This window comes from Micromonospora sp. SD12, from assembly GCF_052068495.1.
Classification (GTDB): Bacteria; Actinomycetota; Actinomycetes; order Mycobacteriales; family Micromonosporaceae; genus Micromonospora; species Micromonospora echinofusca.
Window position 1 is genome coordinate 1 of the sequence record NZ_JBQHDF010000012.1, and the last position, 15,232, is coordinate 15,232.

At 76.4% G+C, this 15,232-nt stretch carries 14 protein-coding genes; 7 read left to right on the forward strand and 7 right to left on the reverse strand.

Annotated features, from left to right (window positions below):
- Positions 1-278: 278 nt before the first annotated feature.
- Both ACTMS2_RS21115 and ACTMS2_RS21120 read right to left on the reverse strand, forming a co-directional pair.
- The gene (locus ACTMS2_RS21115) at positions 279-1,118 is read right to left on the reverse strand and encodes a DedA family protein (protein WP_441176937.1); all 840 of its coding nucleotides are present in this window, start codon (positions 1,116-1,118) and stop codon (positions 279-281) included.
- A gap of 100 nt (positions 1,119-1,218) precedes the next feature.
- Positions 1,219-4,632: a BTAD domain-containing putative transcriptional regulator gene (locus ACTMS2_RS21120; protein WP_441176938.1), complete on the reverse strand. Its 3,414-nt coding sequence runs from the start codon at positions 4,630-4,632 to the stop codon at positions 1,219-1,221.
- Between the two features lie 169 nt (positions 4,633-4,801).
- Between ACTMS2_RS21120 and ACTMS2_RS21125 the strand changes: the two genes are divergently transcribed.
- Both ACTMS2_RS21125 and ACTMS2_RS21130 read left to right on the forward strand, forming a co-directional pair.
- Entirely contained in the window at positions 4,802-5,680 is an 879-nt protein-coding gene (locus ACTMS2_RS21125; RefSeq protein WP_441176939.1) for an alpha/beta fold hydrolase, read from the forward strand.
- Between the two features lie 127 nt (positions 5,681-5,807).
- Positions 5,808-6,680 carry an MOSC domain-containing protein gene (locus ACTMS2_RS21130; RefSeq protein WP_441176940.1) on the forward strand — a complete coding sequence of 291 codons (873 nt, stop codon included), beginning with the start codon at positions 5,808-5,810 and terminating at the stop codon, positions 6,678-6,680.
- 6 nt (positions 6,681-6,686) lie between these two features.
- Here the strand turns inward: ACTMS2_RS21130 and ACTMS2_RS21135 are convergent, their stop codons facing one another.
- The 4 genes from ACTMS2_RS21135 to ACTMS2_RS21150 all read right to left on the reverse strand — a co-directional run bounded on the left by ACTMS2_RS21135 (position 6,687) and on the right by ACTMS2_RS21150 (position 10,567).
- Positions 6,687-8,228, reverse strand: a complete 1,542-nt coding sequence (locus tag ACTMS2_RS21135) for a protein kinase domain-containing protein (RefSeq protein WP_441176941.1) — start codon at positions 8,226-8,228, stop codon at positions 6,687-6,689.
- Between the two features lie 129 nt (positions 8,229-8,357).
- On the reverse strand, positions 8,358-9,206 hold the full coding sequence (locus ACTMS2_RS21140) for an SAM-dependent methyltransferase (protein WP_089000717.1): 849 nt from the start codon (positions 9,204-9,206) through the stop codon (positions 8,358-8,360).
- Positions 9,207-9,311: 105 nt separating this feature from the next.
- A complete protein-coding gene (locus ACTMS2_RS21145; protein ID WP_101409482.1) occupies positions 9,312-10,199 on the reverse strand; it encodes a helix-turn-helix domain-containing protein in 888 nt (295 codons plus the stop codon).
- A gap of 128 nt (positions 10,200-10,327) precedes the next feature.
- Positions 10,328-10,567: a DUF397 domain-containing protein gene (locus ACTMS2_RS21150; protein WP_089000719.1), complete on the reverse strand. Its 240-nt coding sequence runs from the start codon at positions 10,565-10,567 to the stop codon at positions 10,328-10,330.
- Between the two features lie 260 nt (positions 10,568-10,827).
- Between ACTMS2_RS21150 and ACTMS2_RS21155 the strand changes: the two genes are divergently transcribed.
- Positions 10,828-11,478, forward strand: coding sequence for a GGDEF domain-containing protein (locus tag ACTMS2_RS21155; protein ID WP_089003535.1), 651 nt, complete (start codon positions 10,828-10,830; stop codon positions 11,476-11,478).
- A gap of 118 nt (positions 11,479-11,596) precedes the next feature.
- Complete coding sequence (locus ACTMS2_RS21160) at positions 11,597-12,247, forward strand: flavodoxin family protein (RefSeq protein WP_441176942.1); 651 nt, start codon at positions 11,597-11,599, stop codon at positions 12,245-12,247.
- A 3-nt stretch (positions 12,248-12,250) separates the two neighbouring features.
- Here ACTMS2_RS21160 and ACTMS2_RS21165 read toward each other — a convergent pair whose 3' ends face one another.
- Entirely contained in the window at positions 12,251-12,733 is a 483-nt protein-coding gene (locus ACTMS2_RS21165) for a type II toxin-antitoxin system PemK/MazF family toxin (RefSeq protein WP_089000721.1), read from the reverse strand.
- Positions 12,734-12,822: 89 nt separating this feature from the next.
- On the opposite strand from ACTMS2_RS21165, the gene ACTMS2_RS21170 reads away from it, so the two are divergent.
- The 3 genes from ACTMS2_RS21170 to blaOXA all read left to right on the forward strand — a co-directional run bounded on the left by ACTMS2_RS21170 (position 12,823) and on the right by blaOXA (position 15,167).
- Complete coding sequence (locus ACTMS2_RS21170) at positions 12,823-13,425, forward strand: DUF4291 domain-containing protein (RefSeq protein WP_441176943.1); 603 nt, start codon at positions 12,823-12,825, stop codon at positions 13,423-13,425.
- Positions 13,422-14,117, forward strand: coding sequence for a hypothetical protein (locus ACTMS2_RS21175; RefSeq protein ID WP_441176944.1), 696 nt, complete (start codon positions 13,422-13,424; stop codon positions 14,115-14,117). The genes ACTMS2_RS21170 and ACTMS2_RS21175 overlap by 4 nt, the downstream gene beginning before the upstream one ends.
- 216 nt (positions 14,118-14,333) lie before the next feature.
- Positions 14,334-15,167: a class D beta-lactamase gene (blaOXA, locus tag ACTMS2_RS21180; RefSeq protein WP_441177000.1), complete on the forward strand. Its 834-nt coding sequence runs from the start codon at positions 14,334-14,336 to the stop codon at positions 15,165-15,167.
- Positions 15,168-15,232: the final 65 nt, after the last annotated feature.

Below are 15,232 nucleotides of genomic sequence, written 5' to 3' on the forward strand. Positions count from 1 at the left end.
CTACTCGGTCGTACGCATCATGTAACCACCCCACCCCCGCCACGATTCCGCCCCCACGATGCCCCCGACCACACCCCCAAACCGAACACCCCGCCCACCCCCGGACCCGCCCAGCACAGCCAGCCGCACTCCCCGCACGCCACCACCGAAACCGGACACGCGACGCAGATGGGCGTGATCGTGACCGGTGGAGATCTTGGTAGTTTCGCGCCCCTGGAGGGGCACTTTCCTACCAAGATCTCACGGGACCCAGACACGGTCCGGCACGCGCCTGAGGCTCAGCGGGACAGGTCGCGGTCCGGGGCCTGCGCGTCGGAGTAGACGCTGCGGTAGATCGTGCCCCGCCCCGTCGGGTCCGGCGCGTACGGCAGCGGAGCGGGCTCGACGGGCGGGGCAAGGCCGACGGGCGGGGCGGAGTCGACGGGCGCGGCGGGGTCGACGGGCGCCGTGCCGCGCCGGGCCCGGATGATCCGGGAGACCACGAACCAGCCGGCGGCCGCCACGCAGGCCACGATGACCACCTTCTGCAGCACGCCGGCGTAGCCCTCGACCAGGTGCCAGTTGTCGCCGAGCAGATAGCCGGCCATCACGAAGGTCGTGTTCCAGATCAGGCTGCCGAGCGTCGTGTAGACCGCGAACGTCCACACCGGCATCCGCTCCACGCCGGCCGGGATGGAGATCAGGCTACGGAAGATCGGAATCATCCGGCCGAAGAAGACGGCCTTCACCCCGTGCCGCAGGAACCACTCCTCGGTGCGGTCCACGTCGCTGAGCTTGACCAGCGGCAGCCGCTGCGCGATCGCCCGGACCCGTTCCCGGCCGAGCACGGCGCCGATCCAGTAGAGGGCCAGTGCCCCGAGCAGCGAGCCGAGGGTGGTCCAGAAGATCGCGCTGACCACGCTCATCCGGCCCTGACCCGCGACGAATCCGGCCAGCGGGAGGATCACCTCGCTGGGGATCGGCGGGAAGAGGTTCTCCAGGGCCACGGCCAGACCCGCGCCGGGACCGCCGAGCCGCTCGACCAGACCGATGACGAAGCCGATCAGTCCGTCCTCGGGTGGCGCGGCCTCCGCGGTGTCGGTGCCGGAGGCGAGCAGGGCGTGCGCGGTACGAATCATGGCCCCCACGCTACGAACCGTTCCTGAGAGTCCGCCACGGGGCCGGCCCTCCCGGGCGGCGGGCGGCCCGTGGCGGCGGGCGCGGAAGGCCGGGAGGCGCCTAGCGGGCGGCCCGGGCGGCGACCGCACGGGCTGTCCGGCGGTGCGCGGCGGCCTCGTCGGCGCGCCCCATCGCGGCGGCGAGGTCCGCGAGGTGCCGGGCCACCGGGCCGAGGGTCAGCACGCCGCTGCCGGCGCCGGCCAGCTCGTCGGCGGCCGGGACGAGCGCGGCGTACGCCTGCCGCATCGTGTCGTGGTCGTCGAGGGCGAGGGCGGCGCGGGCAGCGAGGCAGAGCCGGGCCTCGCGCAGCAGGTCGTGCGGCGAGTCCGGAACGGCGCGCAGCGCGGCGGCGGCCTCGCCGCGCCGACCGGCGGCGAGCAGGACCAGGGGGCGCGCCCAGGGTTCGTACGGCCCGAAGTCAGCCGCGCCCCCGGCGGTCCCCTCCGGCTGCGGCGCGGTCGGCCGCAGGCACAGCAGCGCCAACGCGAGCAGCCCCTGCTCCATGCCGGGCATCCCGCCGCCGGTGAGCCGGGCCTGCGCCGCCCGGTAGGCGGCCTCCGCCTCGTCCGGCTGCCCGGCGATCGCCAGTCGCAGGGCGGCGTACCAGCTGGTGAAGACGCCGACCAGCGGCAGGTCGTAGCGCTGCGCGAGGCGTTCGGCGGCGCGGGCGTGCGCGTCCGCGGCCCCGAGGTCGGCCAGCGCGCAGCGTGCCTGGAGAAGGACGAGGTGGCCGAGTACCTCGAAGCTCACCAGCCCGTGCCGACCGGCCAGCTCGACCAGTTCGGCGCCGATGCGGGCGCGCTCGCCGGCGAGGCCGGCCCGGCCGAACGTGTGCAGGAGGCGGGCGTTGAGCGCGTGGGCGAGCAGCGCCGGATGCGACAGCCGTCGGGCGATCGCCTCCGCCTCGCACGCGGCCCGGTGACCGTGGTCGGTGGTGGTGCCGCGCAGTTCGAGGGCGAGGGTGCTCAGCAGCCGGCTGCGGCGTTGCGGATCGCCGTCGCCGAGCGCGGCCAGCGCCCGCTCGGCGGCCCGGGCGACCTGGCGGGAGAGGCGTTCGTCGTCGTTGCGGGTCCAGACGGCCGGGACGTCGAAGGCGGCGAGGACATCGCCGGTCAGGGTGGCGTCGTCGAGTTCGACGGCGGTGGCGAGGGCCGTGGAGCGCAGTCGCCGCGCCTCGTCGAGGTGGCCGGTGACGGCGAGCGCGCGGCCCAGCCCCATGACGGCGTCCAGCCGCCCCCGTACGTCGCCGTCGCCGGCCCGGTCGTGGGCGGACAGCGCCTGACGCCACAGCCGGGCCGCCTCGTGCGGCTGGAAGCGGCGTTCGGCGCGCCCGGCGGCCGCCCGGGCGTAGCGTGCGGCGCGGGGTGCGGTGGCGCGGGTCGCCGCGAGGGCGAAGTGGTGGGCGAGGGCGGTGACGTCGTGCGGGTCCAGCCGCTCGACCGCCTCGCCGGCCGCGGCGTGCCAGCGGGCCCGGCGCGGCGCGGACAGGTCGCCGTAGAGGGTGTCGCGCACCAGGATGTGGGTGAACCGCAGCCGCCCGTCGGCGCCGTACTCGGTGAGGAATCCCGCGGCCAGGGCGAGATCGAGACCGTCGAGGACAGACGGGGTGTCGCCGGCGAGGGCGGCCAGCAGGTCCGGGTCGACGTCCCGGCCGAGCACGGCGGCCTGCCGCAGCAGCGTACGGACCTCGTCCGGCAGCCGGGTCAGCCGGTGGCGGATGACGTCGCGTACGCCCGTCGGCACCTCGTGCAGGGCCGCGCCGCCCCCGGTGGCGAGCAGCCGCGCCAACTCCCGTACGAAGAACGGGTTCCCGCCGCTGCGGCGGTGGATCAGGCGCACCGCGGACGGCTCCAGCTCCTGCCGGGCGACCGCCCGGGCCAGGTCCCCGGTCGCGGGCTCGGCCAGGCCGCCCAGGTGCACCCGGACCGGTTCGACGCGGGCGAAGCGGGCCAGCGCGGCGGTCAACTCGGGGGTGATCTCGGCGGTGCGGTACGTGCCGACGATCAGCACCGGACCGGTCACCGGCTCCGGCTCGCCGACCAGGGCGGTCAGCAGGTCCAGGGTGTCGGCGTCGGCGCGGTGCAGGTCGTCGACGACGAGCAGCACCGGTCCCCGCCCGGCGGCCGCCGAGACCAGCGAGGCGGCGGCGCGACGGAGCCGGAACCGGGCCACCGCCGGGTCCACCGCGTCCACCCCAGAGCCCGCCGCGTCCACCTCCGGGTCCGCCTCGTCCGCCGCTCGGCCCGCCGCGTCCACCCCCGGGCCCGCCGCGGCGGGCCCCGGCTGTGCGGCACCGGGGGCGGACGCGGTGAGCGCGGCGGTGATCCGGGCCCAGGGCCAGGCGACCGGGGCGCCGTCGTACTCCGGGCTGCGGCCCCACGCGGTCGTCCAGCCGGCGGCGGCCAGGTCCCGGGCGAGGGCGTCGGCGAGCGCGGTCTTGCCCGCGCCCGGCTCGCCCGAGACGAGGGCGAGCGCGAGGCTGCCGTGCCCGGCGACGTGGGCGGCGGCCTGCCGCAGGGCAATCAGCTCCCCGTCCCGCCCGACGAACGGGCGCTCGTCAGGCGGGACCGCCGCGCCGGCCGGCATGGGCGCGGCCGCTCCGGCACCCACCACGGGCGCGGCCGCCCCGGCGCCCACCACGGGCGTCGCCGCCCCGGCGCTCACCACGGGCGCGGGCACCACAGGCGGGATCAGTTCCGGCGCCTGGGCGAGGATGTCCGCCTCCAGCCGGCGCAGCCGCGGGCCCGGGTCGACGCCGAGTTCCGTGAGCAGGGTGTCGCGCGCCTGCCGCAGCGCGGCAAGCGCCTCGCCCTGGCGGCCCGACCGGTACAGGGCGGTGGCCAGCAGCCGCCAGGCGTCCTCCCGCAGCGGGTGGCCGGCCGTGTGGGCCCGTAGTCCGGCGGCGGCCTCGGCGGCCCGGTCGAGCGCCAGCAGCGCCTCCGCCCGCCGCTCGAGGACCAGCATCCGCAACTCGTCGAGCCGGTCGATCTCCGCGCGGGCCCAGGGCTGGTCCGCGAACTCCGCGTACGCCGGACCGCGCCACAGGCCCAGTGCCTCGTCGAGGCGACGCAGCGCGGGTACGGCGTCGCCGGCCGTCAGCAGTTCGCCGGCCTCGCCGGCCGCTGCCTCGAACCGCCAGGCGTCCACGGCGTCCGGGGCCGCGCGCAGCGCGTAGCCGGGCGGGGCGGTCACCAGCAGGCGGGCGGGTTGCCGGGCCGCCCGGTCCGGTTCCAGGGCGCGGCGCAGGTCGGCGACGAACGTGCGGATCGCCCCCACCGCGCCGTCCGAGGGCCTCTCCCACAGGTCCCCGACGAGCCGCTCGACCGGTACGACCCGGCCCCGGGCGACGAGCAGGCGGGCCAGCACGGCGCGGTGGCGGGGGCCCTTCAGCGCGACAGGTCCGGCGTCGCGCACCGCGCGCACCGGTCCCAGCACGCCGAAGGCCACCGCGTCCGCCGCCGGGTGCCTGGTCATGGCACCAATCTAGGCAGGCCCCGCCGGCCGGGTGCCCGGGGCCGGCACCGCGCGGCACTCATCCGTCGCTGACCGGTCGCTGATCGCCCCCGGGCACGCTCGGTGCCGGACGACGTGGTCCCCGGACCACCGCACCCGCCGCGAGGGCGGCACCACAGGAAGGCCCACCATGCACCCGACGATCAGCGGATTCGAGCACCGACGCGTCACCGTCGCCGACGGCGTGACGCTCAGCGCGGCCGTCGCCGGTTCCGGCAGCGCGGTCGTGCTGCTGCACGGCTTCCCGCAGACCCACCTCATGTGGCGGCACGTCGCCGCCGATCTCGCCGCCGACCACACCGTGATCTGCCCCGACCTGCGCGGCTACGGCGACAGCGACAAGCCGGCCGACACGGACGGGACCGCGTACTCGAAGCGGACCATGGCCGCGGACGTGGTCGCGCTCGCCCGGGCGCTGGGCCACGAGCGGTTCGCCCTCGCCGGGCACGACCGCGGCGCCCTGGTCGCCGTCCGCGCCGGCCTGGACCACCCCGGGACGGTCACCCACCTGGCCGCGCTGGACGTGCTGCCCACCCTCGACATGTGGGACGTCATGCGCGGCGTCTCCGCCGCCGTCGGCTTCCACCTCTACCTGATGGCCCAGCCCCCGGGTCTGCCCGAGCGGCTGATCGGGGCGAGCGCGGACGCCTTCTTCGGCCACTTCCTCGACGCCTGGACCCGCGACCCGGACGCCATCCCCGCCCAGGTGCGGGCGGCGTACCTGCGGGCGTCCCGGGAGGCGGTGCCTTCCATCGTCGCCGACTACCGGGCCTCCGCCGGGATCGACGTCGCGCACGACCGCGCCGACCGGGCCGCCGGCGCGACGCTGCGGATGCCGGTGAGCGTGCTGCAACAGGACTGGGGTGCCGCCCTCGGCTACGACGCGGCCGCGCTGTGGCGGGCCTGGGCACCCGACCTGGAACACCGGACGGTCACCTGCGGGCACTTCATGGCCGAGGAGGCGCCCACCGAGGTCGTCGCCGCCCTGCGCGCCCTGCTGGCCCGGTAGCGCCGGGCGACGCCCCCGGCCGCGGTGCCCGCCCGCCCCGGACCGGTCCCAGGGGTCGGATCCGGTCCGGGGACCGTCACGCCGCGCCGGGGCGATCCGGTGGCGGCAACCGCACTAGGGTGACCCCGTGACGACGCGCACCACGATCGCCGACGCGGCCCCGGTCGGCGCGGTGACCGGCCGGCTGGCGCAGCTGTGGCGCTATCCGGTGAAGTCGATGCTGGGCGAGCGGCTGCCCGCCGCCGACGTCGGCCCGGCGGGCGTGGCGGGCGACCGGCGGCTGGCCCTGCGACACCGGGGCACCGGGCGGGTGGCCAGCGCGAAACACCCCCGGCTCTGGCGTGGCCTGCTCGCGCTCCACGCGACCGGCGCCGCACCCGGGCCCGTACGCATCACGCTGCCCGACGGGCGGGCCGTGTCCAGCGTCGACCCCGACGTCGACGACGTGCTGTCGCGGGTGCTCGACGCCCCGGTCACGCTGATCGACCGGCCCCCCGCCGGGGCGGTGCTGGACCGGGCCGACCCGGACGCGGTGCTGGCCGCCGGCCTCACCGCCGAGGTCCCGGTCGACGCCAGTCCGCTCGGGGCGGCGGCGCCGGGCACCTTCTTCGACTTCGCCCCGGTGCACCTGGTCACCACGGCCACGCTGGCCCGGGTGGCCGCCGAGCTTCCGGCCGGCACCGTCGAGGCGGTCCGCTACCGGCCCAACCTCGTGCTCGACGTCGACGTGGACGGCTTCGCCGAGAACGACTGGGTCGGCCGCGAGCTGCGGATCGGCCCGGAGCTGGTGCTGCGGGTGCTCGCCCCGACCCCACGGTGCGCGGTGCCGACCCTGGCGCACGGGCCGCTCCCCCGGCAGGGCGAGGCGCTGCGCGTACCGGCCCGGCTCAACCGGGTGGCGCCGCTGCCGCAGCTGGGCCCACAGCCGTGCGTGGGGGCGTACGCGCAGGTGGTCCGAAGCGGTCGGGTGGTGCAGGGCTCGACGGTCGAGGTCGCCTGAGCAGGCTCAGTCGTCGTCCTCGTCGTCGTTCCGCGGCCCCGTGTCGACCCGGTCGAGCAGGGCGTCGAGTCGCGCCGCCGTGTCCGGCGGGATCTGCCCCTCCTCGGCGGCCTCGGCGAGGCGCTCCCGCAGCTGTTCGACCCGCTTGGCCCGGTCCTTCTGCTTGCCCCGGCTCAGGTCGGCGAGCTTGTCCCGCAGCCCCTCGACCGTCTTGCGGTCGATCTCGCCGCGTGCCTGCGCCCAGGCGAGCACCGCGGCGAACTCCGCGATGAACTGCGGCAGGCCGACCGGGTCGGGTCGCGCGGTCGCCGGCGGCGGGGCGGCGGTCGTGGCCGGCGGTCGCGTCGGTCTGGCCGACGTCGGCTCGCCGCCCGGCGTGCCGGTGGTGGGGGCCGCCGCCGGTGGTGGGCTCGCGCCGTCGGGGAGCACGATCGCCCCGACGAGCCCGACGAGCAGCGCCACGCCGACGGCGACCAGCGCGGTGACGGGCCTGTTCCGTGTCGCCCGCGCGTCGGTGGCCGGGACACCCCGGCCGGTACGGGCGGCCACGGCTTGGTGCCCGCCGGCCGGGGCGGGGTACGGCACCCCCGCGCGCCCGGACGCCGGCCCCGGCAGCGCGCGGTCGGGCCCCGGCAGCGCGCGGTCGACCAGGGTCGGCGGGTGCGCGGGGCTCCCGGGCAGGGGCGGCAGGACAGCCGTCGGCGGGTTGGCCGACGTCGACGCGCCCAGACGGGCGGAAAGCTCAGCGGCGCTCGGCCGGCGCGTCGGGTCGGTGGCGAGGCAGGCCAGGGTCAGCTCGGCGACGTCGGCCGGCAGCCCCGGCGCCCGCGGGGGCGGCACCGGCCGGTGCCCGGCGTGCACCTCCAGCGCGTCCTCCCAGGTCTGCACGGGCAGCGGGGCCCGGCCGGTGAGGGTGCGGTAGAGCAGCGCCCCCAGGGCGTAGACGTCGCTGGCCGGGTTCGGCGGCCCGGGCCGCATCCGCTCCGGGGCGAAGTAGGCGGGGGTGCCCATCAGCAGCTCGCCGGTCTGACCGGCGCGCGGATGGTGCGGACCGGCGAGCGCGGCGATGCCGAAGTCGAGCACCTTGGCGCCGGTCTCGGTGAGCATGACGTTGCCGGGCTTGACGTCGCGGTGCACAACGCCGATGCGGTGGGCGGCGGCGAGCGCGCCGGCGACCTGGGCGGCCATCCGTACCGCCTCCGACCAGGGCAGCGGGCCGGAGGCGAGCCGGTCGGCGAGGTTGTGCCCCTGCACCAGCTCCATCACCAGGTACGGCACGACCATGCCGCCGTCGAGGGTCGCCTCGCCGTAGTCGTACACCTGGGTGACGTGCGGGTGGGTGAGCCGCGCGGCGGCGCGGGCCTCGCGCTGGATGGTGGCCCGCAGCTGCGGGTCGGTGGCGAACTGACGGGTGAGGGCCTTGACCGCGACGGGGCGGTGCAGCACCTCGTCGTCGGCGCGCCACACCTCGGACATTCCGCCGAGACCGATGCGCTCGCGCAGGACGTAGCGGTCGTGCAACCGCAGGGCGGGCGAGAACGGCGACATAGCCCTTCAGTCTGCCCTGCCGGCGGGGGCGACCACCAGCGCGGTGCCCGTCCGCCGGCCGAGCTGAACGACGAGGTGCAGCGCACGCACGACGCCACCAGCGCCGGTCGTCCCCGACGCGGGCGCGGGTCAGGGCTTGCGGGCCACCCCTGCGTACATGCTGACCTCGGCCGCCGTCGGCCGCGGCTGCGGGGCGTCCTCGGCACGCCACTCGGCGACGGAGGTGATGCCGGGCTCCACCAGCTCCAGCCCTGCGAAGAAGCGGGTGAACTCGGCCCGGGTGCGCAGGTTGATCAGGCCGTGCGGCCCGTCGCCCCGGGCCGCCTCCTTCGCCTCCTGCGCCACCTGCGGCGGCAGGTAGTCGTGGGTGGCGTGCGAGGCCGCCAGGAAGCTGCCCGGCGGCAGCGCGTCGAGCAGCCGCGTGACCACGGCGTACGGGTCGTCGTCGTCGCCCACGAAGTGCAGGATCGCGACCAGCATCAGGGCCACCGGCCGGGACGGGTCGATGGTGCGCAGCAGGTCCGGGTGGCGCAGGATGCGCTCCGGGTCGCGCAGGTCGGCGTCGATGTAGGCGGTGGCGCCCTCGGGCGAGCTGGTCAGCAGCGCCCGGGCGTGCGCGAGCACGATCGGGTCGTTGTCGACGTAGACCACCCGCGACTCGGGGGCGACGGCCTGGGCGACCTCGTGGGTGTTGTCGGCGGTCGGGATGCCGGTGCCGATGTCGAGGAACTGGCGGATGCCCGCCTCCCGGGCGAGGTGCCGCACCGCCCGCTGGAGGAAACGCCGGTTCTCCAGGGCGGCGGTGCGGATCGTCGGGAAGGACGCCGCCACCATGTCGCCGGAGTCCCGGTCGGCCTGGAAGTTGTCCTTGCCGCCGAGCCAGTAGTTGTACCGGCGCGCGGGGTGGGCCACCGAGGTGTCGATGCGGTCGCTGGGGCTGGCGGGGCCGGACGTCGTGCCCGGGGCATCGGTGGTCAAGGCAGCCTCCACGACTCTGCGCCCCGCGAGCGGGGGCGTCCGTCCACTGTCGCCGGTCGGCGACCATGGTAGCCGCAGCCCCGACCGGACGACGCCCGGCCGTGCTCACCCCGGATAGAGGTCGTCCAGGATCCCGCCGAGGATCTCGGGCGTACGCTCCGGCGGCTCCGCCTCCACGCAGAGTCGCTCCATCGCCACCGCGTAGTAGTCGAGGTCGTCGCGCTTGTCGAGGTAGAGCGCGCTGGTGAGCTGTTCGATGTAGACGACGTCGGGCAGTTCCTGGTCGCCGAAGCGCAGGATGGTGAAGGCCCCACCGGCGGCGGCGTGCCCCCCGGCGGCGAACGGGATGACCTGGAGCCGGATGTTCGGCGACTTGGTCGCCTCGATCAACGCCGCCACCTGGTCACGCATCACCCGGGGGCCGCCGATCGGCCGGCGCAGGGCGGCCTCGTCCACCACCGCCCACAGCTGCGGCGGGCGCTCGCGGTGCAGCAACCGCTGGCGCTGCATGCGCAGGGCGACCCGGCGCTCGATCTCCGCCGGCGCGGCCCGCCCGTGCCCGAGCAGCACCACCGCGCGGGCGTACTCTCGGGTCTGGAGCAGGCCCGGGACGAACTGGACCTCGTAGCTGCGGATGAGCACCGCGGCCGCCTCCAGCCCCAGGTACGACTGGAACCAGCTCGGCAGCACGTCGCCGTAGCGGTGCCACCAGCCCGGGCTGTTGGCGTCGCGGGCGAGCTTGAGCAGCGCCTCCCGTTCCTCGGACGCGGTGACGCCGTAGAGGGTGAGCAGGTCCGCGACGTCGCGCTCCTTGAAGCCGACCCGGCCCAGCTCCATCCGGCTGATCTTCGACTCGGACGCGCGGATCTCCCAGCCGGCGCCCTCCCGGGTCACCCCGCTGGACTCGCGCAGCCGGCGCAACTGGGCACCGAGCAACATGCGCAGCACGGTCGGGCCGGTCCCCGGACCGCCCTCGGCGGGACCCATCGCCACAGCCGACCTCCACACGCCGGTTCAGGTCGGCCAGGTGCCCTCGCGCGGCCGACGTGTAAGCATGCCATGAACCGTGAGTGAGGTGAACTTCCTCGGTGCGGACAATCCGCCCCGCCGACGGGACGCGGTCAGGCGATCAGATCGTCGAAGTCGCCGTCGCGGGCGCCGAGCACGAAGGCGGCGATCTCGTCGACCGTGTAGATCAGCGCCGGCCCCTCGGGGTGCCGGGAGTTGCGCATGGCGATGCCGGCGCCGCCCGGCAGTTCGGCCAGCTCGACGCAGTTGCCGCTGGGGTTGCTCCGGCGACTCTTCTGCCAGCGCAGCGGGGGCAGCTGGGTGGTGGGAACGCCGTTCGGAGGCTGTTGCATGGGCGTCTTTCTCTCGCGAGCCCCGCGACGCCGGCCGCAGCGGCTCGGTGAGGGGCGCACGGCATCGACGATGGGCTTCCTGCACGTGCATCTGCTATTGCATCTGCATCGGACAGCGAGCATGATAACGCACGTGAACGGTACCCATCCGTTCACTGAGAGTTACCGAACCTGGGCCGCCACCAGGGCGGAGAGGACCTGGCGCGGGCGTGGACCGCCGCGTGCCGGGGCCGGGAGTCATCGTGGTGATGGGAGGTCTCGTGCCGGATCCGTTGACCATCGCGTCCGGCATCTGTGCCGCCGGGGCACTCGTCACCTCCTGGCAGCTGCGGCGCCGCGCGATCGAGGCCGAGGCCGAGATCAGGCACCTCCAGGCCGAGCTTGCCGCCGAGCGGCACGCCGCCAGCCACGACCCGCTGACCGGCCTGCCCAACCGCCGCGCCTTCTACCGCCTGGCCGCCACCCTGCTCACCGACGCGGCCGGCCAGCCGCTGATCGCCGTCGTGCTCGACCTCGACGACTTCAAGCAGATCAACGACCGCTACGGGCACGCCGCCGGCGACCAGGTGCTGGTCAGCGTCGCCCAGCGGCTCGCCGCCTTCGCCGGGGACAACCTGGTCGCCCGGCTCGGCGGCGACGAGTTCGCCGGGCTGCTCACCAGCCCCACGATCGACCGGCGGTGGATCGAGCACGCCACCCGGCGGCTCTGCGACAGCCTCGCCGCCCCGATCCCGCTGGGCGGGCTCAGCGTCCGGGTGACCGCCTCCGTCGGGCTCGCCCCCGTCACCGGGCCGGCGCAGCTCACCGAGGCGCTCGACCGGGCCGACGCCGCGATGTACCGGGCCAAGAGCCTCGGGGTGGCCCGCCCGCCCCGCCAACTCGTCGACACCGCCCACCTCGCGGAGTGCTGAGCGGGCCGGCCCGCCCCGACGGACCGCCGACCGGGCGCGAGGCGTTTCCACGTGTCCCGCGACGGCCGGCGGGTATGCCGGCGGGGTCAGCGCCGCACCGGCCGGAAGGGGAACCACCGTGGCGAGCATCCGGGCCCTGGTCCTGAACTGCACCCTCAAGCGGTCCCCCGCCCCGTCGAGCGCCGAGGTGCTCGGGCGCGAGGTGCTCGACGCCCTCGCCGAGCAGGGGGTGGCGGGCGACCTGGTCCGGGTCGTCGACCACGACGTGCGGTTCGGGGTCTCCACCGACGAGGGCGACGGCGACGGCTGGCCGGCCATCCGGTCCAAGCTGATGGCCGCGCGGATCCTCGTCATCGCCACGCCGATCTGGCTCGGCCAGCCGTCCGCGGTGTGCAAGATGGTCCTCGAGCGGCTCGACGCCGAGCTGTCCGAGACCGACGCCGAGGGCCGGCTGCTCACCTACGGCAAGGTCGCCGGGGTCGCGGTCGTCGGCAACGAGGACGGCGCGCACCACACCATCGGCGAGGTGCAGCAGGCCCTCAACGAGGTCGGCTTCACCTGCCCCGCGGCGGGCGCCACCTACTGGGTCGGCGAGGCGCTGCACAAGGTGGACTACATCGACGCCCGCCCCAAGCCCGACACCACGGGACGCACCACGAAGGCGCTGGCGCTCAACAGCGCGCACCTGGCCCGACTCCTGGCCGCGCAGCCGTACCCGCCGCCGGACGCCCACGACGCCGCGGTCGGCCCGAGCCGCGAGCCGGCCTGACGTTCAGCGCCAGCCGTAGCCGGCCCGCAGGGCCTGCCCCACCCGGTCGAACCGGGCCCGGTCCAGCACCGCGCCCTCGCGGCGGATGCCGTCCTCCCGCATGGTCAGTACGCGGTCCAGCCGCACCCAGCTCGGCCGGTTGTCCCGGTCCCACTCGCCCGGACCGAGCGCGAGCCAGTGCCGCTGCCCGTCACGCTCGCTCTGGCTGGACAGCATCAGCCCGAACAGCGTCCGGCTGTGCCGGCCCACCACCAGCACCGGGCGGTCCTTGCCCTGCCGCGGGTCGTCCTCGTACGGCACCCAGGTCCAGACGATCTCCCCCGGATCGGCGTGCCCGTCGCGCTCCGGGGCGTACGCCAGTTGCCGGCGCTGCAACGCGGCGACCTGGCGGGGACGGGCGACCTGCGCCGGGCCCGGCCGGGGCCGACGCGGCGACGGGATGACCCCGCCGATGCGGGCCGCCACACTCCTGAGAAGTCCTGCCACGACCGGCAGCCTATCCCCCACCGGGACCGGCGGCCCGGTGGGGACAATCCGGTGGACCGGGCCCGGGGCGAGCCGTCAGGATCGGCGCCATGCCGGTTCCCCCGCACCAGGTCCGTGCCCGTCACACCGCCGACACCGTCACCGTGTACCAGGCGTACCCGCCGGAGATCGCGGGTCCGGCGCTGGCCGCCGGCCGCTTCGTGCCGCCGTTCAAGCGGGAACGGATGACGTGGATCAAGCCGTCGTTCCGCTGGATGATGTACCGCTGCGGATGGGGCGCGAAGCCCGGGCAGGAGCGGGTGCTGGCCGTCGAGATCACCCGCGCCGGCTTCGAGTGGGCGCTGGCCAACTCGTGCCCGAGCAGCTTCGACCGCGACCTGTACCCCGACCGGGAGACCTGGTCGGGGCGGTTGCGGGCCTGCCCCGTGCGGGTGCAGTGGGACCCGGAACGGTCGCTGCGCCTGGCCCCGCTGCCGCACCGGTCCCTCCAGGTCGGGCTCGGCGGCGAGGCGGTGCGGCGCTACGTCGACGAGTGGCTCGTCGGTCTCACCGACGTGACCCCGACCGCCCACGCGGTGCGTGCGGCGCTCGACGCGGGCGACGACACCGCCGCCGAGGCGCTGCTGCCGCCGGAGCGCCCGTACCCGCTGCCGCCCGAGGTGGCCGCCGTGATCGGCGCGTCCGCACCGTGACCGGACCCCGTACCCCCGGCGGGCGCGCCGTCGGGTCCCGGTCCGCCTCCACCCGCCACGCGCCACGGCTCCAGCCGGTGCTCGAGGTGGGTCGCCTCGACGACTTCCCGCTCTGGCCGGTGGCCGACGTCGGGCCGTGGCTGGCGCTCTCCGAGGCCCTGACCGCCGCCGAGGTGGGCGCCGCCGTGGCCCGGATCGCGGCGTACAACCACCTCGACGACCGCACGGTGTGGCCCGGGGACGACGACCCGCTGACCGCCGTGCTGCCGGTGGTGGCGGCCGACCCGGAGCCCGGCTCCCTGGTGGTGCCCGGCGGTCTGCGCCTCACCGACCCAACGACGGGGGCGCGGATCGACCCGGGCTGCTGCAGTGGCCTGGAGGACTGGCGCGAGTGGTACGAGATCCCGGCCGGCCGCTCACCGAACCTGGGCCACGACCCCGACCCCTGGGTGGAGCAGCGCCCCGACGGCACGGTCCGGGTGTGGGCGGACGAGGAGGGCGGTTCCTGGGTGGACGCTGACCTCGATGAGCTGACGGGGCTCGTCGACGGCGTCCGGGCGGACCTGGCCGGGTTCCTGCGGGCGCTGCGGAGCTGGGCCGACGACGTCGTTCCCGCCGGCGCGGACGAGCTGGTCGCGAACCTGGACCGGCACCTGCGGGTGTCGGAACCGGACGCCCCGGCGAGGCCGTGAGCCGACCGGCGGCGCGGGGCGGTCGGGCGGCGCCGTAGCGCCCTGGCACGTGCTTCACTGGGGTGTCGGTGCCGGCACGGACGGAGGCGGTGGCGGGTGGTCTTCGAGACACGGGCGGGGAGCCTGGCCGCGCCGCCGACGGCGGGCGGCCCGGGCGCCCGGCCCCGGCGACGGGTCGCGGGTGCCGCGGCCGTCGCCCTGCTCCTGCTGGCCGGCGTGACCGGCTGCACCGGCAGCGGGCGTTCGCAGCCGCCGCCGGCCGACGCCGCGTCCGCCACCGCCGCCACGGGTCCGTCCCCCACGCCGACCGCGCCGGCGGTCGAGGTCCGCGACGACCTGGCGGGCCTGTTCCGGCAGGCCGGCCTCCGGGGCACCTTCGTGATGTACGACGTGACGGCCGGACGCGTGGTCATGGTCGACCGGGAGCGGGCCGAGCGGCGCTTCGTCCCCGCCTCGACGTTCAAGATCGCGCACAGCCTGATCGCGCTGGAGACCGGCGTGGTGCGCGACGATCGGGAGAAGGTCCCGTACGGCGGCGGGCCGCAGCGCGTCGCCGCCTGGGAGCGGGACATGGGGCTGCGCGACGCGGTCCGGGTCTCCAACGTGCCGGTGTTCCAGGAGCTGGCCCGCCGCATCGGCCCGGACCGGGAACGGGAGTGGCTGCACCGGCTCGGCTACGGCAACGGCGAGGTCGGGCCGGCCGTGGACCGGTTCTGGTTGAGCGGGCCGCTGGAGATCTCGGCCGACGAGCAGGCACGGTGGCTGGCCCGGCTGGCCCGGGGCGAGCTGCCGGCCGACCGGGGGCACCAGGCCACCGTCCGGGACATCCTGCGCCTGGAGCGCACCGGCGGGTACGCCCTGTACGGCAAGACCGGCTGGACGGACGCCACCGACCCGGGCACGGGATGGTGGGTCGGCTGGGTCGAGCGCGGCGACCGGCTGTACTGCTTCGCGCTGAACGTGGACGTCCGCGCGGACGGCGACGCCGACAAGCGCCTGCCGCTGGGCCGGCAGCTGCTGCACCGCCTCGGCGCCCTGCCCGCCCCCTGACCGCCGCACGCCGTCGCGACGACCAGGGGCTGCTGGCAGGGCGTCGCACAGGTCGCCGGTGCGGC

Coding starts and splice junctions, on each gene's coding strand:
- ACTMS2_RS21115 (WP_441176937.1), bottom strand. CDS start 1,118: ATGATTCGTACCGCGCACGCCCTGCTCGCCTCCGGCACCGACACCGCG.
- ACTMS2_RS21120 (WP_441176938.1), bottom strand. CDS start 4,632: ATGACCAGGCACCCGGCGGCGGACGCGGTGGCCTTCGGCGTGCTGGGA.
- ACTMS2_RS21125 (WP_441176939.1), top strand. CDS start 4,802: ATGCACCCGACGATCAGCGGATTCGAGCACCGACGCGTCACCGTCGCC.
- ACTMS2_RS21135 (WP_441176941.1), bottom strand. CDS start 8,228: ATGTCGCCGTTCTCGCCCGCCCTGCGGTTGCACGACCGCTACGTCCTG.
- ACTMS2_RS21150 (WP_089000719.1), bottom strand. CDS start 10,567: ATGCAACAGCCTCCGAACGGCGTTCCCACCACCCAGCTGCCCCCGCTG.
- ACTMS2_RS21170 (WP_441176943.1), top strand. CDS start 12,823: ATGCCGGTTCCCCCGCACCAGGTCCGTGCCCGTCACACCGCCGACACC.